The following is a 23,631-nucleotide window of genomic DNA, read 5'->3' as shown; positions in this document are numbered from 1 at the left end:
AAACCGCGTCAACGTCGCCTTGCCGTACTCAAGTACAGCCTGCGGCTAGTTTCCTAGTTTACTCTTTGATTTTCATTGAGTATAAACCGATGATATTGTACAAAAATTTTACATAAAAATCATTCTGGGTACCAAAATGGGTATCAAAACCAAAAAAATAGGCTCTCCGAAAACTCGGAAAGCCTTATTTAATGCTACTTCTAGCTTCCTCGCCTTTTCATTTCAAGGCTCGGGATAAAAAGGTTCACTGGACCTTTTTATTTTGCGATTGGGTAAACAGAAACTTGTTTTTTATCGCGACCTTTACGTTCAAAGCGTACTACGCCTTCAACTTTAGCGAACAAAGTATCGTCTCCACCACGTCCAACGTTTACACCTGGATAGATGTGTGTACCACGTTGACGGTAAAGGATTGATCCACCTGTTACAGTTTGTCCGTCAGCTGCTTTAGCTCCAAGACGTTTTGCTTGTGAATCGCGTCCGTTTGATGTAGAACCTCCACCTTTTTTGTGGGCGAAAAGTTGCAAGTTGTTAAGAGTCATTTTTAACATAATGTTTTCCTCCGTGTTAGTTTTCTGTGATAACTCTGGTTTGGACGAACTCTGAAGAGTCCTCCGATAAGGTTGCCATACCTAAGAAAAATGATTCAAAAAATAACTGAGTCATTTCTCTCTGATGTGAAGGAAGGTCTCTAGGAATTTCAACCATCAGATAGCCACCTTCATCTTCGTTTAATTCTAAGATTGGTTCATAGCCTGCAAATTTCTCAATCGAATTGATAAAGTTAATGGCAAGCGTAGAAACCGATGCACACACGACATCAAAGCCGTATTCGCCACTCTCGGCGTGTCCAGTAATTTCCGCACTCCTCAGCTCGCCATCTTCGGCTCTCTCAAAGACTGCTTGTATCATGTGTTCTCCTTAAAATTAAGCGTTGATTGCGTTGATGACAACTTTTGTATATGGTTGACGGTGACCTTGTTTACGGTGGCTACCTTTTTTAGGTTTGTACTTGTAAGTAACAACTTTCTTTTGTTTTCCTTGTTTTTCAACAGTTCCAACTACAGTAGCTCCAGCAACAAGTGGAGTTCCGACAACAGTGTTTTCACCACCAACAAGAACAACTTCGTTAAAAGTAACTTCTTGACCAGCTTCAACGTTCAATTTTTCAACGTAGATTGCTTGACCAACTTCAACTTTAACTTGTTTTCCGCCAGTTTTGATAATTGCGTATGTGCTCATTATGCACCTCCTATGATTTTTTGGGGTTTCCCCGTATTTTTGTGAAGACTCGCCTAGCATCGTGGGACGAACCACTTAAAAGAAGAGCTCTAAGTATAACAAAGAATAAACTAGGAATTGAGCCAAAGACATAACTTATGTTAGGCAAGGCGATAATGACGAAGTTTAAATTTGTTATACGACGAGCAACGATGTTCGTGCGGTTGCACAGGACTGTGCATAGTCAACTCTTCAAGTATAGCATGATTCCTGGTTTTTGACAAGTATTTATCATCGAATTTAAACTTTTTCTCTTATTTTTTTCCTCCAAGATGCAAAAAGCATACTTAGATAAAAAATACTCATCATGATTGGAATCCCTAAAATTGTTTTTTCTTCATAAAAAATACTCAGATAAGCTGATATAACAACCCCAAGCACAAAACTCGACAGCAAGCTAACAAAGATGAGACCTTCTCTTAAAAAAGGTGTATGTTTTGTGCGAACATATTCCCCAAATGCTAACATGGTTCGTTTGATATTTCCAGTCATAAAAGCATTGTTGTATGCAATTCCTGAAACTTCTCCGAATGCTGTTGTTACAAGTCCCATACAAAATGCTAACGGTGGTACTATGTATATATTATCAACCGTCAAGGGAACAAATCCTATTATTAAAGATAAAATTGCTAGTGGAATAAGGGATAGAATTGGTTTTCTTACAATCCTCAACTTTTCTTTATAAACTGTCAAGAGGAAAACACCTACCATAAAGGAAATCAAGGTCATTACCTTTGCACTGGCATCTGAAACATTGTCTTGAATGAGACCAACGGAAAGGAAAACGACATTCCCCGTTTGGCCTGCAACTAGAGTATTCCCACGTATGATAAAGGTATAGGCATCTACATAACCCGCACAAAAAGTCAAAAAAAGCGCCAATCTTTTTGAATGACGAGAAATTTTTCTCATAGGTAATAATCTCATACTACACTCCTATTTTTTCTGAATCTATTGTACCATTTTTTGAGGAAAATTCGAAGTGTCAAATAAAAGAATTGTCTCCCTTTGGCTAGTTTAGTCTAGCTGTGATATAATGAAAGCAGTCATTACTTGTAGAAAAGGAGATTTCATGCTTAAACTCGGTATTATCGGTACTGGTGCAATCAGTCACCACTTTATAGAAGCTGCTCATACTAGTCAGGAATTCCAGTTAGTGGCTGTTTATTCAAGAAAGCTCACGACTGCTCAGCAATTTGCTAGTTCCTATACAGATGTTAGTCTATTTGATAATTTAGAGGATTTCTTCCAGTCTGAATCTGATGTTGTCTATATCGCAAGTCCAAATTCTCTGCACTTTACTCAAGCCAAGGCCGCTTTATCTGCTGGCAAACATGTTATCCTTGAAAAGCCAGCTGTTACTCAACCACAAGAATGGCAAGAGTTAATTCAAATAGCTCAGGAGAATCACCGTTTTATCTTTGAAGCAGCAAGAAACTATCATGAGGAAGCCTTCACCATTATTAAAAACTTTTTAGCAGATAAGCAAGTTTCAGGTGCAGATTTTAACTATGCCAAGTATTCTTCTAAGATGCCTGACCTCCTTTCTGGAAACACTCCGAATGTATTTTCAGACCGTTTTGCTGGTGGGGCTCTCATGGACTTGGGAATTTATCCGATCTATTCTGCGGTTCGCTTGTTTGGAAAGGCACTTGATGCGTCCTATCAAGCTCAACAACTTGACAACACCATTGATTTAAATGGAGATGGTATCTTATCTTATCCCGGTTATCAAGTCCATATCAAGGCTGGTAAAAATATTACTTCTAATCTTCCTTGCGAAATATATACAACAGATGGAACCTTGACGCTCAACACTATTGAACATGTCCGCTCAGCTATTTTCACAGATCATCAAGGTAATGAAACACATCTACCTATTCAGCAGGCACCTCATACCATGACTGAGGAGGTCGCTGCTTTTGCTAACATGATCAAGCAGCCAAACCCAGAACTTTACCAAGCTTGGTTAGAGGATGCGTCACACGTCCATAACCTAATTTACACTATGCGCCAGACTGCTGGCATTAGATTTGAGGCAGAAAAATGAAAACCAAACTACCTACAGAATGGCTAGAGCTAACCGAAAAACTCGGCTTTCAAGAATTCACACCCATTCAAACTCAGCTTTTTGATCCAATTTTAGACGGTCAAACCCTCCTTGGAGTCAGTCCAACTGGTACAGGAAAAACTTTAGCTTATCTCCTACCAAGTCTTCTCCGTCTCCAAAAGAAAAAAGCGCAACAACTATTGATTTTAGCACCAAATACTGAACTGGCTGGTCAGATTTTTGAGGTAACTAAAACTTGGGGTGAAGCAATTGGCTTGACTGCTCAGCTATTCCTTTCTGGTTCGAGTCAGAAACGTCAAATCGAACGACTTAAAAAAGGCCCAGAAATCCTTATTGGAACTCCTGGTCGTATCTTTGAACTGATTAAATTGAAGAAGATCAAGATGATGAACGTGGAAACAATTATTCTTGATGAGTTTGACCAGTTGCTAGATGATTCTCAGATTCACTTTGTTGAGAAAATCACTCACTACGCACCTCGTGACCACCAACTCATCTATATGAGTGCCACTACCAAGTTTGACCAAGATAAGATTGCGCCCAACACGCGCACCATTGACCTCTCTGATCAAAAGTTGGACAACATTCAACACTTCTACATGCAAGTAGACCAACGACACAGAGTAGATATGCTTCGTAAACTAGCACATGTCGATGACTTCCGTGGACTGGTATTCTTTAATAGTTTGTCAGACCTCGGAAGCGCTGAGGAAAAATTGCAATATCGTGATGTCCTAGCTATTTCTCTAGCTAGCGATGTCAACGTTAAGTTCAGAAAAGTTATTCTCGAAAAATTCAAAGACAAGCAACTAACACTGCTTCTTGCAACAGACCTTCTAGCTCGTGGTATCGACATTGATAGCTTGGAATGCGTGGTTAACTTTGACGTTCCTAGAGATATGGAAACTTACACTCACCGCGCTGGCCGTACAGGACGTATGGGCAAAGAGGGCTATGTAATCACACTTGTAACGCATCCCGAAGAAATCAAAAAGCTCAAAAAATTTGCAAGTGTACGTGAAATTGTCTTGAAAAATCAAGAACTGTATATCAAATAAGGTTGGGATAAAAGTCCCAACCTCATTTTTTATTAGCAAAAAAACTTTGACCTGCTAGCTGATTTAGAACTAGGAAATCGAAACTTTATCTACTGATTTCTCCTCCACCAGCTTTTTTACCCCCAGGTAATTTCTAAGCGATAGTTTGCAAATGGATTTCCTTCTTTGTTTTGTAGTTGATAGGCTAGTTCAATCTTTTGCTGATCAACTTGATAATGGTTTGTTTGGATGATAAACTCCTGTATCCCCATTGGTGTAGGAATATAGGCTAAACTATCAGCTTCCTTCAGAAAACGCATGATGGTCTTAGGGTTGGAAAATCGAGACATCACCAACTCTGTATCATTAAACTTGAGTACCACTTTTTCTTTCTCTTCATTATAAAAAAGGAGATAGGAAAAATCCCCTTTCTCACGTAACTCAACGTCATAAAGTTGGTCGATCACTTCCAATTGTTCATCAAATTGGATGGTATTTCTCATTCGAATCTTCACTTCAAGTCCTCTTTCTTCACTCTTATCCTACTATTTTACCAAAAACTGTGGCTTTTTGCTATAATGGTTTTATGAATGAAAAAGTATTTCGTGACCCCGTTCACAATTATATCCATGTTGATAATCAGATTATCTATGACTTAATCAATACCAAAGAATTTCAACGCTTGCGTCGTATCAAGCAACTCGGAACATCCAGCTATACCTTTCATGGTGGAGAACATAGTCGTTTCTCTCACTGTCTAGGTGTTTACGAGATTGCGCGACGCATCACCGAGATTTTTGAGGAAAAGTATCCTAAAGAATGGGATCATTCGGAGTCCCTCCTAACCATGACTGCAGCCCTCCTTCATGACTTAGGACATGGCGCCTACTCGCATACCTTTGAAAATCTCTTTGATACCGATCATGAGGCGATTACGCAGGAAATTATCCAAAGCCCCGAAACAGAGATTCACCAGGTTCTTTTACAGGTAGCTCCAGATTTCCCAAAAAAGGTAGCTAGTGTTATAGACCACACTTATCCAAATAAGCAGGTGGTCCAGCTGATTTCGAGTCAAATTGATGCAGATCGAATGGACTATCTCTTACGAGACTCCTATTTTACAGGTGCTTCTTATGGAGAATTTGACTTAACACGTATCTTACGAGTTATTCGCCCTATCGAGAACGGAATTGCCTTTCAACGAAACGGCATGCATGCCATCGAAGACTATGTTCTTAGTCGCTATCAAATGTATATGCAGGTATATTTCCATCCAGCAACACGTGCTATGGAAGTCCTTCTGCAGAATCTTTTGAAACGTGCTAAAGAACTTTATCCAGACAATAAGGACTTCTTTACACTGACATCCCCGCATCTACTGCCATTTTTCGAAAAGAATGTGACCTTGGCTGACTATCTATCTTTGGATGACGGAGTTATGAATACCTATTTTCAACTATGGATGACCAGTTCTGACAAGATTTTAGCTGACCTGTCACAACGCTTTGTCAATCGCAAGGTCTTTAAATCCATTACCTTTTCACAAGAAGATCAAGAACAGCTTGCATCTATGAGAAAATTAGTAGAAGACATCGGCTTTGATCCCGACTACTACACAGCTATTCATAAGAACTTTGACCTTCCTTATGATATCTATCGCCCCGAATCAGAAAACCCACGGACACAGATTGAGATTTTACAGAAAAATGGTGAACTAGCAGAACTTTCTAGCCTTTCGCCTATCGTTCAATCCCTTGCTGGCAGTCGCCACGGAGATAATCGTTTTTATTTTCCGAAAGAAATGTTAGACCAAAACAGCATCTTCGCAAGCATTACCCAGCAATTTCTACACTTGATTGAGAACGATCATTTTACACCAAATAAAAACTAAAAGAGGAAATTTATGAGTATTAAACTAATCGCTGTCGATATCGACGGAACCCTTGTCAACAGTAAAAAGGAAATCACTCCTGAAGTATTTGCCGCTATTCAAGATGCCAAACAAGCTGGTGTCAAAGTTATGATTGCAACTGGACGTCCTATCGCCGGGGTTGCCAAACTTCTAGATGACTTGAAATTAAGAGATGAAGGTGACTATGTAGTGACCTTCAACGGTGCACTTGTTCAAGAAACAGCTACAGGGCATGAGATTATCAGTGAATCCTTGACTTATGAAGATTATCTAGATATGGAATTTCTCAGTCGCAAGCTCGGTGTCCATATGCATGCTATTACCAAGGATGGCATCTACACAGCCAATCGCAATATCGGAAAATACACTGTACATGAATCAACCCTCGTCAGCATGCCCATCTTCTATCGTACACCTGAAGAAATGGCTGATAAGGAAATCGTCAAGTGTATGTTTATCGATGAACCTGAAATTCTCGATGCTGCTATTGAAAAGATTCCAGCAGAATTTTACGACCGCTACTCTATCAACAAATCTGCTCCTTTCTACCTCGAACTTCTCAAAAAGGGTGTAGACAAGGGTTCAGCTATCACTCACTTAGCTGAGAAACTCGGTTTGAACAAGGATGAAACTATGGCTATCGGTGACGAGGAAAATGACCGTGCCATGCTTGAAGTTGTTGGTAACCCTGTTGTTATGGAAAACGGAAATCCAGAACTCAAAAAAATCGCCAAATACATCACTAAATCTAATGACGAATCAGGTGTTGCTCATGCCATTCGAACTTGGGTGTTGTAGAAAGAATAGACAAAAACCGCTCTGCTGAGCGTTTTTTACTATGTTAGAACTCAATTTCCAGTATTAGTTGTACAGTTACTTAAATCTTGAGAGTAGAAAAACTGTATTTGATGGGAGAATTAACACTACTATAAATCAAAGGCATTTTCATGATCCATTTTATTCCATAGTCATTGACCAAAATATAATTTTTGGTCAAAATTTGGTCATGATTTGGTCATGATTTGGTCAAAAAGACAAAAAATACTAAATTATTTTTAAAAATGAATGTAAAATACGGGCAAGCTTCTTTATTAGATTGCTTCAAAAAAGCAAAAACAGAGCCGGTAACATTTTCTAATTACTGGCTCTTTCATTTTATTTTACAGTAGCTAACTTCACTTTAGGGACAAGGAAGTATAGTGGAATGACATTCAAGATAAATACTCCAATGAAGAGTGCTACATCTTTGACATCAATACTCGTTGAAGTAGTTAAAGCATTCACGATATTGGTGTAATAGTATCCTGGGAAAATCATTTGAGCTTTTCCAATAAACTCCATGAATCCTCCTTCGGCACCAAGAGAAGCAAATGGAATAATCGTCATAGAAGCTAAAATAATTACTGGAAAGCTGACCGTATCAATAATTTTCTCATCGAGTCTAACTCCAATTACAAAGCCAATAATACTAAAATAAATGCCCATAATGGTTAATAAGAAAAATTGAACGACTAATTGACTGTTCAATGGAAAACTAAAAAAGAGAACGCCAACAGCTAATACTACAACAAAAATTAAAGTATTTAACACCAATTGTACGAGAGTTTGGTCGAGTAAATAGTTTTTCACTGTATATTTAGAAAACTTCGACTCGAATGAGTAAAAATCGATATTTGATGAAATCCGTTTACTAAAGGTAGCCAGACTATTCCCGATAATCCCAATAAAAACAGCAATACCCAGCATTATATTAGGTGTAATTCCCTGTTGGATATTGTATAGAAATACATACCATGCAACTGGAATAAAAATTGTAAATAATAAAAATCTTTTATTATCAAGGACTTGTTTTAATTGAATGAGTTTCATAATCATTATCCCTCCATTTTCACTTGTTCTCTATAGAACTGTTCGATTGTTTGGCCCTTACGATGAATATCTTCTACACTTTCCTGTGCAGCAATGCGACCATCCTTTAAAATCAGTACTTTCGTAAAGAAATGATCAATTTGGTTAAAGTCGTGAGTGACGACCACCGACGTAAAGTTTTGCTCTTCTAAAAGATGCCAGAAATTATCAACAGACTCTAAATCCATTCCGGTAGTTGGTTCATCAAGAAAGATTAGTCGCGGTTCATTTAAAATCGTTAATAATAATGAGAGACGTCTCTTTTGTCCGCCAGAAAGCCCCATTACATATTGATTCCTATATTCCTCTAATTCCACCATTTTCAGTAATGCCTCGATATCAATATCTCTCAATTGATTCATATGGCATTTGAGCAATACTAAATCACCCACTTTCAAATCATCAATCAAAATATCTCCTTGTGGCATCATGCCAATTTCCGTTTGAAAATCAAGGGTTGTTTCGATACGACCTGCATTGGCTTGCAGTTGACCGGCTATAATCTTTAGTAGTGTACTTTTTCCTGCCCCATTATTCCCAAGTAAGGCAACTTTATCTCCCTCTTCTATCGTGAAGGAAACACCTTTTAAAACTTCTTTATTTTTAAATGACTTCTTGATTTCTGATACTTTAAACATATAAGCCTCCAGGCGTTTGTATTATTTATGAATTTAGTTTACTATATCTGCTTCCACAGAAAATCAAATTATCAAAAACGGTCAATCAAATGTCGCAAACGGTATTTTTTTATGGTGAAAGCACAAAAAAACTAAATAGCAATCGCTATTTAGTTTAGATAAATTCATTTATTGAATAAAAGTAATTGTTTGAGAAAATTGGTAGTTTGCACTTTTAGTGCTGATTGAACACTTTGGATAACGATCCATGATTTGTTGTACATTATAGAGTCCAAGACCGCGATCTTCACCTTTTGTGGATATACCGCATTCAAACAAATGACTCACATCCACCTTCTCAGCTTCGGTCGTATTTTCCATCACCAAAATCAATGCCGTTTCACTCTTAATTAATGCTACGGAAAGATTAGAGGGTTTAGCTTTTTGACTTGATTCAATCGCATTATCACAGAGAATTGATAAAATCGTTATGAAATCTAAAATTTCTATCTGGAAATCATCTATCGGTTCTTCAACCTCAACTGTAATATCAATGCCTTTATTTTGTGCCTCTAACAATTTCGCAGACAATACACTTTTCACTGCATCATTTTTAATATTGCTAAGTCGAGCGATATCAAATTTTTTATCGTAAAATGATTTCCCACTTTCTTTGAGAACATCCTCATAAATACGTTGAATCGCATGCAAATCTTTATTTTCAATACCTAGCTTCAAACTCGTTAAAATATTGAGATAGTCATGTCTAAAACTGCGAATTTCACTGTAAAGAGATTCCACATGATGACTATAATTCGATAATTCTTTTAACTGGCGGTCTTTCTGCGCTACAATTTCTTGTTCGAGTTTTTCTTTCGAAGTTGCATTGACATATAAGAGCATAATGAAAAATAAAATAATATATAGATTATTAAGCTGCCCCCTCCACATATCTGCATCTGACAATTGATTTCTTAAAACAACAAACAAAGAAACCAGTATGATATAGAGTATCATCGATAGATTAATAATCAGTAAAATTGTATTAAAATATTGACGCTTAAATCCTTCTTTTAAATCTTTAAAGTCAATTTTTAACGAATGAATAATGAGTAGATATGCTGGGAAAATGAGCAATTCAATCAGAATATCATATCCGCTAATCGTCGTTTCATTAAACACTGTAATTCCTAACATCGGAAACACATTATAGCCTAGCATACGTCCAAATAGACTTTCCACAATAACTGGATACAATCCATAAAACAGATTCATCATCCGACTCTGATCTTTATTAATATAAAAACAATATGCAATATACATAATAAAAGAACCAAAATAAGCAATCGGTGGCACTACGATAAAGAGACACACAAAGGCTGCTGGTATTATCAAGAACCATTTCCGTTTTATCGGCAATTCACTAATCTGTTTAAAAATCAACATCTGCGCCAGTATTTTTAAATAAACATTCGCTATATTTAAAAATGATTCCATGAAATCCCCCTAACAATTTAGTGTCTTTACTTTTTCAAGAAGTCCTTTATATTTCATACGGGAAATTAAGCAACTATTATTATTTTCGAATAAAGCTACCTTTTCTTCTTTATCGATTTTCACAATATTAGCAGGATTTACCACAAAAGACCGGTGACAACGATATAAGCGTGGATCTGCTTTTTCTATCTCTGCAATACTTGCGTAGAACTCTAATCGTTCATCCTTGGTATGTAAAATCACCTTATGTATCGTTGGAGAAGTCTCAAAATACAAAATATTATTAAATGGCACTTGAACATGAGCCATCGCAGTTTCAAAAGTAAAAGCATCTTCAGAAACTGTTGTTCCAGCTTTTTCAATCGTATATTCGATAGCGGAACAAATACGCTCTGCAAACTCTTCTTCAGAGAGCGATTTATCAATAAAATCAAGTGCGGCTACCTTGTACTTGAAGGTAATTGGCATAAACTCTGAATGAGTCGTGACAAACACGATTGTCGCATTCGGATCTTTCTTTCGAATTTCTTTTGCGATATCCAGTCCTTTCTTTTCTTCCCCTTTAATTTCAATGTCTAAGAAGAATAATTGATGTGAGCCTCTTTCAGTGATTGCTTCCACTAGTTGATGAGGTTTGCCAAAAATCTTCGGAGGTTTACATTGTAATGATTTTTGAGCAATCAGTTCTTGAATCACATTCTCGATACGAGATTGCTGCAACAACTCATCTTCTAATACGAAAATACTTAACATTGGCTTTCCTCCTTTAGGATAGATGCCGAATATGACAGATTTCTATCCTTTTATGACATTTTCAAAATCAATACTTTCACTCCATGTACAATAAATTCGATTGGAAGAAAGATATGATTCAATGGATACAATATTATTGGTTACTTCTGGTTCTGAAAAAATATATCAGACAACATAAACTACCTGTAACCATTCATTCTACGTTCCCAATGATACAACTTCACACCAAAAGGAATTGGTTTTATTTTATCACAATTACTGCTCCTTGTAAGTTGTCAACCACGGTAAACCGAATTCGACGACAGCATCTTCATGCAAAAATCATTCTAGTTGCTCCCAACGTTAACTACTCTGAAATCTTCGAAGCTCATCTAGAACTATTTGGAATCGTGGATACAAAACAACCACTATTTATGGTGATTGATGAATTGAATGAGTATTTAGAGTTTTTATTTCAACCTAAAATTGATTAAATTCTTGAAAAAGGCATGGGGAATCTAAACTCTTTTCTAAAAACTTTTCACTTTTTGGGGTATAAAAAAGTTGAGAAACATTGATAAATCAACATTTCTCAACTTTAAAAGCAACAAAAAACGCCCCCTGCAGGAATCGAAAAACAGGTCTCAAAGCCTTATTTTAAAGGGCCTTCTGTCTTACTTGGTCAATTTTTGGTCAAAAGTTTTGCTTAATTTTTTTCAGTTATTAGTAATCATCAATTGTACATTAATGGGAAAACGTCACTCTTCTTTACAACAATTATAAAAGACATGACAAAATTAAAAGTTCAATTTGTAATTTCAAATAAACTGTTCTGAGCAGAATCAGTTGTACTATCTAGAATCTTTCGATTCATAATATCATTACCAGTATACATGATATATCTCATACCACTAGCGACTGACATTTCTTCAGCTGCTTCCGCCTTGGCTTTTACAACCTCATCATCAATCATATTGTCACCTTTTACTTCTATAATCTGATAAGAACCATCAGCCATCTTAGCCAAGAAATCAGGATAGTACCGTCTTATCCTCTTAGATTCTGGATCATAATATTGCACGAAAAAGTCACCTTGGTTTGCCGTAAACATTCCAGTAAAATAAATCTCTTCTACCTTCACATTAGAGATATACTGCAAGAAGCATTCTCTCTCTGGCCTAGAATCGAAGCAATATGTATCCGCATGGAAGCTTTTAGCTTTCTCCGCATCAGTAAAGCTATAATGTTCTTTTTCAATGACTAGACTTGGTTCCGCTGAAAATTCATAATAACCTGCATCCTTTGGTTCTTTAAGTAAAACTACATCTATATCTTCATTCTTCTGCTCTGATTTAACTTCATACAAAGCATGGAATACTTTAGGTATTATGATATCATCTAAAATCTCATTATGTCTGTTAACTGCATCAACAATTTCATCAAACCCATCAATAGATTCTTTCAAAATATGCTCAATCATCAAACAAGATAAATTCATATAACGTGAGATTTCTCCAACCAAAGAAAATCTACTGAACTTGGTCTGTTCTTTAATATCATCAATGATGGTTTCTTTTGCAGTCATATCTAACCTAATACTAACTTTTTTATACATTCTAGATTCATACTTTGTTTCATCAATCTGTTGTATTTCGAAGTTTATTGGTTCAGAATAATCCTTTTCAATCAATGAGTACTCATGCCATATACGTTTCATTTTTATGCTTCTTGGTGGTGGTAAAACTCGAACTTTGTAATTGCTCTTTTTCTTTTTAGGTCTTTTCCCCAGGTCACTAATCTCCATATTATAGTTATTACGAAGTTCAGCATCTAGCGTATCTAAATTTTCCTTTGACAAGAAAACTGTAGCCTTAAGTTGCTCATCTGTAAGTTTTCTCAAACATCTCATAGTTGCTTGCAATACAAAAATCTTAGATTTAGGACTGCGGAATAGAGCGATACTCAATAAAGAGCGGCAATTCCATCCTTCACGTCCTTTTTCAACAAGGATAATAAATTGTTTTTTACTTCCTTCTGTTCCGAGAACATCAAGATTGTTAAAATTTCTGATGTCTTCGTTCTTTGTCACAGTCGAATCACCTGTATTAACTAAGATTGTATCTAATGGTACATCAAGTTCACTTAATACCTTCTCCACTATAGGCCTAACTACGTCCGTAGCTTCTGCAACACTAGCCGCAAAAATTGCCATCTTAGGAGGAAGCCCCTCGTAGGTCTTGCCACCATATCTTTCCCAGAACATTGTGATTGACTTTTTCAAGAACTCTTCGTTCTTTACATTTTCAAAACCAATAGGATCTGCATCTTTTAAAAAACCATTTCTAATCGATTCGTTAAGACCATACGCATAAACAACTTCTGGCAATACTTGTTTTTTTACGTATGGAGTACCTGTGTAGTTATAGCACGCAACAATTGATGTTGCTTCTGCAAGCATGTTAATAGTATTTCTCAATGTTGTCTTATTTGTGCCACCCGATCTTAATTCTTTTTCCAAGTTTGCTCCAAATAAATGATGTGCCTCGTCAACATAAACTCCAAGCTGAGGTAAACGGCACAATTTTTTAAATCTCTGATTATCCATTAAAGTGGTATCATCCCACACGTCACTATCACCATCGTCCCCGTAGATGCCAGCAAGTAGTGAACCACCAGCGAATAATACGTCTGTCGGCTTATCTTCTTTACGCTTTTTCTTTACAATGATCTTCTGATTGTTTGAAATTATTATGTTGAAATTTGAATCATCAATTGTTTGAAGAGTAGTCACTCTATTATCTAAATAATGAAATTTTATATTTGCATCAAGCACACGAGCATATTCTGGTGGTACAACTTTCGTCTTATCAAAAGTCATGATCTCACGTAAAGATTCAAGTACTGTCTTATCTGGTGCAAACACAAGAGCATTGTGACAGAATCTTTTATCCTTAGGATACTTGTTTGCTAACAAGAATTCGTAAAAAATACAGGTTCCCATCAGGATAGTTTTACCGAGGCCCATGGTAAGTGCATAAATATAGTTCGGGTAAGATTCTTTATACTTTTTCATTTGTTTGAAGATAATTTCATTTTGTTCATCTCCAATATCAATAAAAGTTCCTTGTCCATGTTTGTGGATACTGTAATATGAAGCATCTGCAAACTTATCCCTGCGTTTTCTCCAATCATCAAACATCTCGTACATGTGTGCGTTATTCATGAATTCTTTTATAAACACATACATCTCTAATGCTTCAAACTGTGGTTTACGCAAAAATGCATCTTCATTTTCATTCTTATCGTTATATGCAAGAAATTTCTTTGTAAGATCATTATATCTAGAACGAATTTTCCCCCTATTTGAAGTGTAATACCACCATAGCTGCTCATAGAATGCAAAATCTTCTACGAATGTCATTGAAGACTGTTTAGCCATATGCTACACCTCCTTTTCTAATGATTCTGATAGTAAATCTGTTATTTTAACCTTGATATTTCCTGCACTTTCTGGTATTTCATAAACACCAGAAACAAAAGAGTTTTTATCTGGAACATCTGTTACCGTTGGTTGCATAACAGCACCGTCATAATTCCAGTCAATCATAATTGATTCAACTAACTGTTTCCAATCTTCCACATACTCTTTTTGTAAAGAGAGTTTTTGCATTAGATTCATCGGGTAAAATGAACGAACAATAAGCTGATTACCTTCGCGCACAATCTCAGCCTCTGCCTCTCTCTTTAGTTGAAGATCTGATTTATCTCGTAAAATATCTACTATTTGCACATCAACCCTATAATCTGTCAAGGACTGTTCAAGCGAAGCTTTTAGATCAGGTTCATGTCCCATACACACTATAGTAATATGTTCCACTGCCTGACGAGGATTTTCCTCTTTTCTTTTTTCATAAGTCTTATATGGAAGATTTGCTTTTAGTTCTTCAAGATCTGCTTTAGTAGCAATTCTATTTACTGGCATAATCTTAACCATTCGACCGTCCAACTCGCCATCCCATACATTTCCCTGGGTAAAAGGTTGTATCTCTAATGCTTCAATTATTAAATTTTTAGCTTCAATTGGATTTCTGAAGAAATCATAATTATTAACATTATGGACTTCAAAACCTGTTGAAATATGCGTGTTTTTGGGCAATTCACTAGCTACAGTAATCAACCTTTTTGTAGTAGTCTGAATTGCAGCAAGATTTATATCTGCTCCAATGAATCGTCTACCTAATTTCATTGCAACAGCTTGCGTTGTCCCACTACCCATAAAACAATCAAAAATAATATCACCAGGATTTGATGATGCAAGTATGATTTTTGTTAATAAATCTTCAGGCTTCTGAGTTGGATAGTTTTCCTTTTCTTTTGCCATCGCATTGATGGTCGCTATATACCACGTATCTGATGGAAGAACTTTATCTTCAGGTATTTCAGAGGAAGCGCTTTTAGATGTAACCATAGCACCGGCATAATTAAGACGATTCTTTGATCCTTCAGTCATTAATGTATGATCATCTAACACATCCATATAGTTGAATGTCCATTTTTCAGTTTTACTATAAAATAAAATATTGTCATGTTTGCTATTCCACTGTGTTTTACCTCTACCGCCCCACAAGTACCACCAAATAACCTCATTTCTAAAATTATCAGGACCAAAGACTTCATCAAGTACTAATCGTAAATGATGCACCTTATGCCAATCGCAATGCACATAAATACAACCTTTTTCAGATAATAGTTCCTTCAATAGGATAAATCTTTCATACATAAATTGAAGGTACTCATCATTGGTCCAAATATCTCCATACTGTTTTTCCTCGAAAGAGGATGTGTCAGATGATGTACACCCTATATCTTTTAGCTTAATCTTTTTTTTATAATCTGCTTTCGAATCAAAGGGTGGATCAATATAAATAAGATCAATTTTTCCTCGGTATTCCTTAAGCATATGGCTCATTACCTGGAGATTATCTCCCCAGAAAATTTTATTAATCCAATTATCCTTCTCTTCTCCGTACCTTTCACGAAGTTGAGCTGGGTAATACTGTGTCGAACGATACGGTCTTTTACCTGTCCACCTAAGTTCAGGAAACCCCTTTATAGTCGGTCTCTGTTCAAAATCAAAAGTGATTGGTTCTTCCATTTTTATTTCCTCCAAAATCATTATTCAGTAAGATTATTTATGACAGTAGTGCCTGAAATCGCAGTTCGAACAAATTTTTGCATCATTCGAACAATTTTTAAAGTCTTTTCTTAATATCTTGTGCACAGTATCATCAAATGCAGCCACAGTACCATCGATAGCACTTTTGGTGTAAGGAAAGCTAATCATCGGATTACCATCTTCCTCACCAGTGTAGTATAAATGCATTTTGCTGACCTTCTGACCTGTTCTCTGCTCAATAAGATAAGCATAAATATGAAGCTGTCTTCGATAATGTTCAAGTCGGTCTCTCATTTTTTCCATATCTGGTTTCTTCTCAGACTTAAAATCTACGAGCTCTACAGTCCCATTCTCTCCTTTTACCAGATCTATTTTACCCTCTATGATATAATCTGGCTGCACTAAACTAACGTCAACCTCTACTTGTTGAATTGAACTCCAGTTACCATTTTGACGTTCTACATATCGAAGAACTTGATTTAAGGCTGCATTACGTTGTCCTTCAGCTAAGTATCCATGTTCTCTCTTAATAAGTGATATATAGTTACTTGCAAACCAATTTGTAATATTCTCAGTGGAAATCTTCTCTGTTTCATTCTTCAAGGCTGCACGATGAACATCTTCTATTGTTTGATGAACTAAAGTACCAAAAAGCATGTCACCCTGACGAATCGGCATAAATTCTAACTCTTTATAAAATTTGTATTGAAGTGCACAAGTTTCATATACTGAAATATGAGAAGTGAATGAAAATGTGTTTTTTAAATTCACGTTCTTCACCTTTTTAAAATCAAATTCATTTAGATCAATTGACGCAATAGGTTGAAGTTCATCGTACACCTCTTTAAAGTATTTGCTTGGTGAATTCTTGTTTTCATTACATGTTAGAATCAATAAATTCTGTGCCCTAGAAAATGCTGTGTAGTAAAGTCTCCAGAAATCAAACATCTTCACTACATCATGTGGTTCGAAAGCCTCACGATGATAATACTTTTCCTCTATATGGCTTAAAATATCTTTATAGCTTTTTCTAGGAACATTGCTAAGCGAATCAACAAATACTACTGGGAACTCCATACCTTTTGATTGATGAATTGTAAGGAATGATACACATCCACTCGGTGCATATTCTTCATCGTCTTCATACTCTGCGATTCCGCCATCATATAGAAGTTTCAAATACATATTGAATAATTGTTCTGTATTCTTTAAGATATATTTTCCAGTGATGACGTCAATATTATGCAGATACTCGAACTTGCCGACTATTTGAGTTAGCTTGGCCAGGTTTCTCGCTGGTCTAATATCAACAATTCCTAATTCTAGATCCGTATCCAATATATCACTAAACGGTTTAAACATAAATAATCTGTAAATTAATCCTGAATACGTATAATCTGTCGTTCCAGAAGACGATGAAGCTAAAGAGAAATGCTCTTTACCATGATCTCTAATAAATCTTTTCAATTCAATATTTTCAGGCTTAGTCACAAATTCATTAGCTGCTTTGATACAGTCACTAAAGTAAGAATAATGTTTAGTATCTAAGTATTTATATTCTCCTTTTTCCAATCCATTTACGTAATTAGGAAACATCAGCATAAGACATCCTATAGTCTGCATGATTTCATCTCTTTTAAAATACATATCTGACCTAGGTGAATAAACATTAATATGATTATTTTCCAAAAATCTAGCTAGACTAATAACTCTTTCATGCTTTACTGAACTAAATAAGAAAGCTAGTTGATTATAATCCTGTATCTTTCCTGATTCTTTAAGACAATTTATAAAGTTAAGGATATTCTCATGCCATTCATCCTCATCGTCTTTACTAGCTAATTTTGCAACACAAGTACTATTTATAGGAGACTTTTCATGTGGCTCAATTCTTTTTGAATATCTATATTTTCCCCACTCAAATTTAAATTTTGATCCTGAAGTAGTATCCATCCACTTATTATAGAAATCAACGATATCACTATCTGATCTATAATTCACTACCAAGGGAATAACTTCACATTTTCCTTCATCGAACTTTGAAGGAAATTCCAGTATATTTCGGATGGTTGCACCCCTAAAACGATAAAGACCTTGATCATCGTCTCCTACAACACAAATATTCTCATGATTTCCTAGAAGGAATACTATCTGTTCTTGAATATAGTTTGTATCTTGGTATTCATCGACCATAATGTATTTAATACTACTTCTTAACGATTCAAGAATATTTGGATTTTCTGTAAGCATTCTATAGCATTCAGTCTGGATAGACGAAAAATCAACCAAGTTTTCCTCATCAAGCATTTTTTGATAAACACTTACTACTTTTGCAATAGTAGAAATTTCAACATCTGGATCTTCTAACATTAAATTGAAATCTACAAGTTCTTCCGATAAATTATTTGATAGCTCACAAATTGCTTGTGCCCATTTCCATGCTCCACCTCTAGGCATAACATTTTCAAGCCCTGCAATTGTTCTAAAGTTATAGATACTCCTAAAAACTAGGTATTGCTGATCAAAAGTATCTAGAAGCCTGTAATTTTTTTTTAATCTCGTATATTCAAGGTTGTCTTTTATAATTCGTAGACACAAAGAATGAAACGTGCCCACATACATCTCATTGACATTAACAGAGATATCTCTACTAGCCAATTCATTTGTGATACGCGTAATTAACTCCTTAGCTGCTTTTTCTGTAAAAGTAGCAATAAATATTTCTTCAGGTTTTATTCCACATTCTTCAATTAAATAAATTGCTCTTTGAACCAAAGTGTAAGTCTTTCCAGTTCCAGGTCCGGCAGTAATAAGAACCGGCCCCTCTGTAGTAGAAATTGCTTTCCTTTGTCCATCATTTGCATTTCCAAAATCAAACATAAATTTTCATACCTCTTTATTATGATTTACTTTTTCTTAACCTTATTCTTCATTCTGTACAACTTCAACAATTTTGTCAATATCACAATTCAAATATCCACATATTTTTAGAAGTACATCCGTTGTTGTGTTTTCTCCTTTTCTAAGTTTTGCTGACGAAAACTGAGTTCTCTTCATTTCCAATTCAGCAAGTTTTACCAATAATTTTTTATATCATAATTTGATCTTAATTTCTCCGGAAGGTCTTTTTCCAACTAGGTAAAAATCCATTTATCTAGTAATAAATTTGCTAAATATTCTTAAATTTGAAATCGCAATCATTAGCTTTAGAATAGACCATGTTTAAATATATTATCTATAAAATTATATCATAAAATACCTGCATTTTGGTAATCAGATACGAATGAATCATCTAATTTACTTGACAGAATATTTTCAATATAAATCTTGACAAAATTTCTTAATCTGGATTAAATCGAAAGATTCTTAACCCTTAAAATATTATTGTATTTGACTATTTTAAAATCTGAATAATGAAGAGTCAAACAACTAATTACAATAAAATAGACCAGTCACCTGATCTACTTTATTCTATTCTGATAAGATTTGAATTAGTTTTTGTTCAAAAATTAGGCAAGAGTTATTCAAAAAAATTAAAAATACTAAATTATTTTAAAAATGAAATTGTGGAAAAGTCATTAAATAAACACTTTGAATATTCTATACGCTTCTTTACGCTTCTTGAACGCACCCTGCAGGAATCGAACCTGCAACTACTCCTTAGGAGGGAGTTGTTATATCCATTGAACTAAGGGAGCTAGAGAAAAACTCTGCCGAATGAGCAGAGTTTTTTGGTCGAATTAACGACGGATTTCTTTGATACGAGCTGCTTTACCTTGAAGAGCACGCAAGTAGTACAATTTCGCACGACGTACTTTACCGTAACGAACAACTTCAATCTTTTCAACACGTGGAGTGTGGATTGGGAAGATACGTTCAACACCTACACCGTTAGAGATTTTACGAACTGTGTAGTTTTCTGAGATGCCAGCACCTTTACGTGCAATAACAACACCTTCAAAGATCTGAACACGTTCACGGTTACCTTCGACAACTTTCGCGTGTACACGAACAGTGTCACCAGGACGGAATGATGGGATATCTGTACGAAGTTGACCTTCAGTCAAGCTTTGGATTAATGGATTCATTTTATTCTCCTATCTTTGTCAATCTTGAGGAAACTTCCTCAGCGGATAAACTGTATTTTTGTGCGTCCATTACACACAAAATACAGTTTACCAAATTTCTTAAAAAAAGTAAAGAAATTTATAGCAAAATTCCTAAAAAAATTGCTACTAAACCACCTAAGTAGGTTAAGAGAAAATATCTGTAAAAGATCTTCTTATTAGTTAAGAGTTTTTGGAGTTCATCATTCAAGGTTGAAAAAGTGGTTAGACCTCCACAGAAGCCTGTAGCAAGGATAAGATAGACTTCTTTAGACTCCACATGATTGTAAAATAAACCGATCAAAAAACAGCCCAGTAGATTAGCTATGAGAGTTCCTAGAGGCAGTACTGAACCTTGATTATAACGTGAAAAGAAATAACGCACAAGGGCACCTAGTCCACAAGCAAGCGCTAGATATAATACTACCATTTCTTCCTCCCTAAACAATAAGCCAATAAAAGTCCACCACCAATGCTCAGAACTAGATAGATTACTAGACTTAGGTAAGAACCTGTATCCAGCAATTTCACGCCATCTAACATGAGGCTTGAAAAAGTCGTTAATCCTCCACAGAAGCCAGTTCCAAGCGCTAAAATGACACTTTTACTGCTTCCCTTATAAACCAAATAACCTTTGACAAGATAGACTAAGCAGAAAATTCCTAGATAGTTAGCAAAGAGAGTTCCCCATGGAAAATCTGGACTGGCTGGAAACCATCTCGAAATCTGATATCGGACAAGTCCTCCTAGCATGGCAGCTAGAAAGATTCCTAATGGGTAAAATTGTTCTTTTTTCATTTGATATTTTTATCCTGATAATCGCGCGAACGTTTGAGAATATCAGAAAAAGTCTCAACTATTGTCTCTTCGCATTTTTTATTGCTGACACGATTTCTGACCTTCTCAAAGATAACTTCTTCTCTTTTAGTATCTAGAATAGCTTTTCCTGAAGCTTTTTTATAAGCCACTACACCCTCAACTAGATGCATTCTTTCTTCTAAGAGTTTTACAATTTGGTCATCAATTTGATCGATTTCTTGTCTAATAATATCTAAATCCATAGAGTCTCCTTCATTATTTGAATGATTTTAGCAAAAAGCTTCTAAATGGGCCAGTTTATCCCTAGGGACGACTAACAAAAACTGCACTGACAACTTTCATCAGTGCAACTTCATGCTTATCCTACTTTAGCAGCTAATTCTTCTGCAAATTGTTCCAAGCGTTCAATATCTTCTTCTTCTGCAGAAAGATCCACTTTGACACACTCTGATCCCTTTTCAGCTCCTGTTGCCACAAATACACGATCAAAGTCATCAACAGCTTTGCAGAACTCATCGTAGAAAGTATCGCCTGATCCTACCACACCGTAGATTTTGCCACTCAAGTTAAGATCTGCTAGGTCTTCGTAGAAGTCCATCATCTCATCTGGTAACTCTCCATCACCGTAAGTGTAGGTTGCAACGATGGCGATATCTGCTTCAAGAAAGTCAGATGCGTCAACAGTTGTACACTCATCAACATCCACCTCTAAGCCCAACTCACGCAATTTATCTGCTACAATATCTGCAATTTCTTCGGTATTACCGGTCATACTGGCAAATACAATTTTTGCTAATGCCATATCGTCCTCCTCAATTTATCTTTCTCCATTATATCACATCTTTTTCATTTTAAAAATAAAAACTCTTGTGCTACAATGAAATAAGAAAGAATTGAGGTCACTTATGGAAATTTGCCATCAAATTTTAGAAAAAATTAAAGCATACGATACCATCATCATTCACCGTCATATGAAACCAGATCCCGATGCCTTAGGAAGTCAGGTTGGACTCAAAGCACTTCTGGAACACCATTTCCCAGAAAAAAAAATCAAGGTAGTTGGTTATGATGAGCCAACCCTAACATGGCTTACAAAGATGGATCAGGTAGAAGACAAGGATTATCAAGGTGCGCTTGCTATCATCTGTGATACAGCAAATACTGCTCGTATCGATGATAAACGTTATACTAATGCTGAAACCATTATTAAGATTGACCACCATCCAAATGATGAAGTCTATGGAGATCTTGTTTGGGTAGATACCAACTCTAGCAGTGCCAGTGAGATGATTGCTCTCTTTGCTGAAGCAACTAACCTAGAATTATCCGACTACGCTGCTAAAATGCTCTGCGCTGGAATTATTGGCGACACAGGCCGTTTCCTTTATCCGTCTACTTCTGCTCGTACCCTTCGAATTGCTAGTAAACTAAGAGAACATAACTTTGACTATGCTGAATTAACACGTAAAATGGATACCATGAGCTTTAAAATCGCTAAACTTCAAGGTTATGTCTATGATCACCTAGAAGTTGATGAAAATGGTGTCGCACGTGTCATACTGACTCAAGAAATTCTAAAGACATATCAGGTAACAGATGCAGAAACAGCAGCCATTGTTGGAGCTCCAGGCCGTATCGATACAGTTAATCTTTGGGGAATATTTGTGGAACAAGCAGATGGTCACTACCGCGTACGTCTTCGCAGTAAATTTGTCCCTATCAATGGTGTTGCAAAAGAACATGATGGTGGAGGTCACCCACTTGCAAGTGGTGCTAACTCCTATAGCCTAGAGGAAAATGAAGTCATCTACCAAAAATTAAAAAACTTACTGAAAAAATAGATAAAAAGCTTGCCAAACTTAGCATAATCTGTTAGACTAGTATGGTAACAATCTATGGCTCGCAAAGAGACCATGGCAGAAAGGAAATATTGCAAAATGAAAAAAGATATCCATCCAGAATATCGCCCAGTTGTCTTCATGGACACAACTACTGGTTACCAATTCCTTAGCGGTTCAACAAAACGCTCTAACGAAACTGTTGAGTTTGAAGGCGAAACTTACCCATTGATCCGTGTGGAAATTTCATCAGACTCACACCCATTCTACACTGGACGTCAAAAGTTCACTCAAGCAGATGGACGCGTGGATCGTTTCAACAAAAAATACGGTCTCAAATAATCATAAAAAGAACAGCTCTGGCTGTTCTTTCAGAACGAAGACAAACGTCATTTTTGGCGTTTGTCTTTTTCTCTTTTCAAAAATAGTTTATCTCATCACCTACTAATCTATCCCAAAATCTGAATTTGAGAAAAATATAGCCGATTGAAACAAAAATAGTATATAACGTGGTTTAATCTTCTTATGGCATATTCAATAGATTTTCGTAAAAAAGTTCTCGCTTATTGTGAGCGAGCAGGTAGTATAACAGATGCATCACACGTTTTCCAAATCTCACGTAATACCATTTATGGCT

The 23,631-nt window shown here is 36.0% G+C and carries 25 protein-coding genes and 1 tRNA gene; 7 read left to right on the top strand and 19 right to left on the bottom strand.

From position 1 onward, the window contains the following. Nucleotides 1-257: 257 nt before the first annotated feature. The 4 genes from rpmA to ADH90_RS00185 form a co-directional block, all read right to left on the bottom strand. Nucleotides 258-551, bottom strand: coding sequence for a 50S ribosomal protein L27 (gene rpmA, locus ADH90_RS00200; protein WP_000916509.1), 294 nt, complete (start codon nt 549-551; stop codon nt 258-260). 16 nt (nt 552-567) lie between these two features. Beyond that, nucleotides 568-912 (bottom strand): ribosomal-processing cysteine protease Prp, encoded by a 345-nt coding sequence (locus ADH90_RS00195; RefSeq protein WP_000613695.1) that lies wholly within the window; start codon nt 910-912, stop codon nt 568-570. 15 nt (nt 913-927) lie between these two features. Beyond that, nucleotides 928-1,242 (bottom strand): 50S ribosomal protein L21, encoded by a 315-nt coding sequence (rplU, locus tag ADH90_RS00190; protein ID WP_000109137.1) that lies wholly within the window; start codon nt 1,240-1,242, stop codon nt 928-930. A gap of 279 nt (nt 1,243-1,521) precedes the next feature. Continuing rightward, nucleotides 1,522-2,208 carry a YoaK family protein gene (locus ADH90_RS00185; protein ID WP_049529453.1) on the bottom strand — a complete coding sequence of 229 codons (687 nt, stop codon included), beginning with the start codon at nt 2,206-2,208 and terminating at the stop codon, nt 1,522-1,524. Between the two features lie 145 nt (nt 2,209-2,353). Here ADH90_RS00185 and ADH90_RS00180 point away from each other — a divergent pair, with 145 nt between their 5' ends. Next, nucleotides 2,354-3,331 (top strand): Gfo/Idh/MocA family protein, encoded by a 978-nt coding sequence (locus ADH90_RS00180; protein ID WP_049529452.1) that lies wholly within the window; start codon nt 2,354-2,356, stop codon nt 3,329-3,331. Next, complete coding sequence (locus ADH90_RS00175) at nt 3,328-4,410, top strand: DEAD/DEAH box helicase (protein WP_049529451.1); 1,083 nt, start codon at nt 3,328-3,330, stop codon at nt 4,408-4,410. Before ADH90_RS00180 ends, ADH90_RS00175 begins: the two co-directional genes overlap by 4 nt. Nucleotides 4,411-4,526: 116 nt before the next feature. On the opposite strand, the gene ADH90_RS00170 is transcribed toward ADH90_RS00175, so the two are convergent. Beyond that, nucleotides 4,527-4,904, bottom strand: a complete 378-nt coding sequence (locus ADH90_RS00170; RefSeq protein WP_152904446.1) for a DUF1934 domain-containing protein — start codon at nt 4,902-4,904, stop codon at nt 4,527-4,529. 71 nt (nt 4,905-4,975) lie between these two features. Here ADH90_RS00170 and ADH90_RS00165 point away from each other — a divergent pair, with 71 nt between their 5' ends. Both ADH90_RS00165 and yidA read left to right on the top strand, forming a co-directional pair. Then, a complete protein-coding gene (locus ADH90_RS00165) occupies nt 4,976-6,280 on the top strand; it encodes an HD domain-containing protein (protein ID WP_049529449.1) in 1,305 nt (434 codons plus the stop codon). Nucleotides 6,281-6,292: 12 nt separating this feature from the next. Beyond that, the gene (gene yidA, locus ADH90_RS00160; protein ID WP_049529448.1) at nt 6,293-7,099 is read left to right on the top strand and encodes a sugar-phosphatase; all 807 of its coding nucleotides are present in this window, start codon (nt 6,293-6,295) and stop codon (nt 7,097-7,099) included. A 357-nt stretch (nt 7,100-7,456) separates the two neighbouring features. Here yidA and ADH90_RS00155 read toward each other — a convergent pair whose 3' ends face one another. The 14 genes from ADH90_RS00155 to ADH90_RS00090 form a co-directional block, all read right to left on the bottom strand. Next, entirely contained in the window at nt 7,457-8,170 is a 714-nt protein-coding gene (locus ADH90_RS00155) for an ABC transporter (RefSeq protein ID WP_193389829.1), read from the bottom strand. A gap of 5 nt (nt 8,171-8,175) precedes the next feature. Then, the gene (locus ADH90_RS00150; RefSeq protein ID WP_049529447.1) at nt 8,176-8,847 is read right to left on the bottom strand and encodes an ABC transporter ATP-binding protein; all 672 of its coding nucleotides are present in this window, start codon (nt 8,845-8,847) and stop codon (nt 8,176-8,178) included. Between the two features lie 168 nt (nt 8,848-9,015). Then, nucleotides 9,016-10,323, bottom strand: coding sequence for a sensor histidine kinase (locus ADH90_RS00145; protein WP_049529446.1), 1,308 nt, complete (start codon nt 10,321-10,323; stop codon nt 9,016-9,018). Nucleotides 10,324-10,332: 9 nt separating this feature from the next. Continuing rightward, on the bottom strand, nt 10,333-11,076 hold the full coding sequence (locus tag ADH90_RS00140) for a response regulator transcription factor (protein WP_049529445.1): 744 nt from the start codon (nt 11,074-11,076) through the stop codon (nt 10,333-10,335). A gap of 784 nt (nt 11,077-11,860) precedes the next feature. Further along, nucleotides 11,861-14,494 (bottom strand): TnsA endonuclease N-terminal domain-containing protein, encoded by a 2,634-nt coding sequence (locus ADH90_RS00130; protein ID WP_049529443.1) that lies wholly within the window; start codon nt 14,492-14,494, stop codon nt 11,861-11,863. Nucleotides 14,495-14,497: 3 nt separating this feature from the next. Then, on the bottom strand, nt 14,498-16,210 hold the full coding sequence (locus ADH90_RS00125) for a site-specific DNA-methyltransferase (protein WP_049529442.1): 1,713 nt from the start codon (nt 16,208-16,210) through the stop codon (nt 14,498-14,500). 33 nt (nt 16,211-16,243) lie between these two features. After that, nucleotides 16,244-19,111, bottom strand: a complete 2,868-nt coding sequence (locus ADH90_RS00120; protein ID WP_049529441.1) for an ATP-dependent DNA helicase — start codon at nt 19,109-19,111, stop codon at nt 16,244-16,246. Between the two features lie 42 nt (nt 19,112-19,153). Next, on the bottom strand, nt 19,154-19,288 hold the full coding sequence (locus ADH90_RS10655) for a helix-turn-helix domain-containing protein (protein WP_204373575.1): 135 nt from the start codon (nt 19,286-19,288) through the stop codon (nt 19,154-19,156). Between the two features lie 569 nt (nt 19,289-19,857). Next, nucleotides 19,858-19,929 (bottom strand) — tRNA-Arg (locus ADH90_RS00115). A 42-nt stretch (nt 19,930-19,971) separates the two neighbouring features. Continuing rightward, nucleotides 19,972-20,319 (bottom strand): 50S ribosomal protein L19, encoded by a 348-nt coding sequence (gene rplS / locus ADH90_RS00110; protein WP_001068670.1) that lies wholly within the window; start codon nt 20,317-20,319, stop codon nt 19,972-19,974. 118 nt (nt 20,320-20,437) lie between these two features. Beyond that, nucleotides 20,438-20,767, bottom strand: a complete 330-nt coding sequence (gene crcB / locus ADH90_RS00105; protein ID WP_049529440.1) for a fluoride efflux transporter CrcB — start codon at nt 20,765-20,767, stop codon at nt 20,438-20,440. Beyond that, a complete protein-coding gene (crcB, locus tag ADH90_RS00100) occupies nt 20,761-21,135 on the bottom strand; it encodes a fluoride efflux transporter CrcB (protein WP_049529439.1) in 375 nt (124 codons plus the stop codon). The genes crcB (ADH90_RS00105) and crcB (ADH90_RS00100) overlap by 7 nt, the downstream gene beginning before the upstream one ends. Next, nucleotides 21,132-21,398, bottom strand: coding sequence for a chorismate mutase (locus ADH90_RS00095; protein ID WP_049529438.1), 267 nt, complete (start codon nt 21,396-21,398; stop codon nt 21,132-21,134). Before ADH90_RS00095 ends, crcB (ADH90_RS00100) begins: the two co-directional genes overlap by 4 nt. 116 nt (nt 21,399-21,514) lie before the next feature. Next, nucleotides 21,515-21,958: a flavodoxin gene (locus tag ADH90_RS00090; RefSeq protein WP_001162134.1), complete on the bottom strand. Its 444-nt coding sequence runs from the start codon at nt 21,956-21,958 to the stop codon at nt 21,515-21,517. 103 nt (nt 21,959-22,061) lie between these two features. On the opposite strand from ADH90_RS00090, the gene ADH90_RS00085 reads away from it, so the two are divergent. The 3 genes from ADH90_RS00085 to ADH90_RS10650 form a co-directional block, all read left to right on the top strand. Beyond that, entirely contained in the window at nt 22,062-22,997 is a 936-nt protein-coding gene (locus ADH90_RS00085) for a DHH family phosphoesterase (RefSeq protein WP_049529437.1), read from the top strand. Nucleotides 22,998-23,093: 96 nt separating this feature from the next. Then, a complete protein-coding gene (locus ADH90_RS00080; protein ID WP_000710764.1) occupies nt 23,094-23,336 on the top strand; it encodes a type B 50S ribosomal protein L31 in 243 nt (80 codons plus the stop codon). 183 nt (nt 23,337-23,519) lie between these two features. Beyond that, nucleotides 23,520-23,631: transposase (locus ADH90_RS10650; RefSeq protein WP_239681975.1), on the top strand; the 112-nt coding region annotated here is incomplete at its 3' end.

Source organism: Streptococcus pseudopneumoniae (assembly GCF_001073085.1).
GTDB classification, from domain to species: domain Bacteria; phylum Bacillota; class Bacilli; order Lactobacillales; family Streptococcaceae; genus Streptococcus; species Streptococcus pseudopneumoniae_M.
This window is presented reverse-complemented; position numbering and strand designations above follow the sequence as displayed.

Bases quoted from the DNA above. Each gene is read 5' to 3' on its own strand.
- ADH90_RS10655 (WP_204373575.1), bottom strand. From the start codon at position 19,288: ATGAAGAGAACTCAGTTTTCGTCAGCAAAACTTAGAAAAGGAGAAAAC.
- ADH90_RS00090 (WP_001162134.1), bottom strand. From the start codon at position 21,958: ATGGCATTAGCAAAAATTGTATTTGCCAGTATGACCGGTAATACCGAA.
- rplS (WP_001068670.1), bottom strand. From the start codon at position 20,319: ATGAATCCATTAATCCAAAGCTTGACTGAAGGTCAACTTCGTACAGAT.
- ADH90_RS00145 (WP_049529446.1), bottom strand. From the start codon at position 10,323: ATGGAATCATTTTTAAATATAGCGAATGTTTATTTAAAAATACTGGCG.
- ADH90_RS00180 (WP_049529452.1), top strand. From the start codon at position 2,354: ATGCTTAAACTCGGTATTATCGGTACTGGTGCAATCAGTCACCACTTT.
- rplU (WP_000109137.1), bottom strand. From the start codon at position 1,242: ATGAGCACATACGCAATTATCAAAACTGGCGGAAAACAAGTTAAAGTT.
- ADH90_RS00080 (WP_000710764.1), top strand. From the start codon at position 23,094: ATGAAAAAAGATATCCATCCAGAATATCGCCCAGTTGTCTTCATGGAC.
- ADH90_RS00095 (WP_049529438.1), bottom strand. From the start codon at position 21,398: ATGGATTTAGATATTATTAGACAAGAAATCGATCAAATTGATGACCAA.
- ADH90_RS00125 (WP_049529442.1), bottom strand. From the start codon at position 16,210: ATGGAAGAACCAATCACTTTTGATTTTGAACAGAGACCGACTATAAAG.
- ADH90_RS00195 (WP_000613695.1), bottom strand. From the start codon at position 912: ATGATACAAGCAGTCTTTGAGAGAGCCGAAGATGGCGAGCTGAGGAGT.
- ADH90_RS00150 (WP_049529447.1), bottom strand. From the start codon at position 8,847: ATGTTTAAAGTATCAGAAATCAAGAAGTCATTTAAAAATAAAGAAGTT.
- ADH90_RS00085 (WP_049529437.1), top strand. From the start codon at position 22,062: ATGGAAATTTGCCATCAAATTTTAGAAAAAATTAAAGCATACGATACC.
- ADH90_RS00185 (WP_049529453.1), bottom strand. From the start codon at position 2,208: ATGAGATTATTACCTATGAGAAAAATTTCTCGTCATTCAAAAAGATTG.
- crcB (WP_049529440.1), bottom strand. From the start codon at position 20,767: ATGGTAGTATTATATCTAGCGCTTGCTTGTGGACTAGGTGCCCTTGTG.
- crcB (WP_049529439.1), bottom strand. From the start codon at position 21,135: ATGAAAAAAGAACAATTTTACCCATTAGGAATCTTTCTAGCTGCCATG.
- ADH90_RS00130 (WP_049529443.1), bottom strand. From the start codon at position 14,494: ATGGCTAAACAGTCTTCAATGACATTCGTAGAAGATTTTGCATTCTAT.
- ADH90_RS00175 (WP_049529451.1), top strand. From the start codon at position 3,328: ATGAAAACCAAACTACCTACAGAATGGCTAGAGCTAACCGAAAAACTC.
- rpmA (WP_000916509.1), bottom strand. From the start codon at position 551: ATGTTAAAAATGACTCTTAACAACTTGCAACTTTTCGCCCACAAAAAA.
- ADH90_RS00165 (WP_049529449.1), top strand. From the start codon at position 4,976: ATGAATGAAAAAGTATTTCGTGACCCCGTTCACAATTATATCCATGTT.
- ADH90_RS00120 (WP_049529441.1), bottom strand. From the start codon at position 19,111: ATGTTTGATTTTGGAAATGCAAATGATGGACAAAGGAAAGCAATTTCT.
- ADH90_RS00140 (WP_049529445.1), bottom strand. From the start codon at position 11,076: ATGTTAAGTATTTTCGTATTAGAAGATGAGTTGTTGCAGCAATCTCGT.
- yidA (WP_049529448.1), top strand. From the start codon at position 6,293: ATGAGTATTAAACTAATCGCTGTCGATATCGACGGAACCCTTGTCAAC.
- ADH90_RS00155 (WP_193389829.1), bottom strand. From the start codon at position 8,170: ATGAAACTCATTCAATTAAAACAAGTCCTTGATAATAAAAGATTTTTA.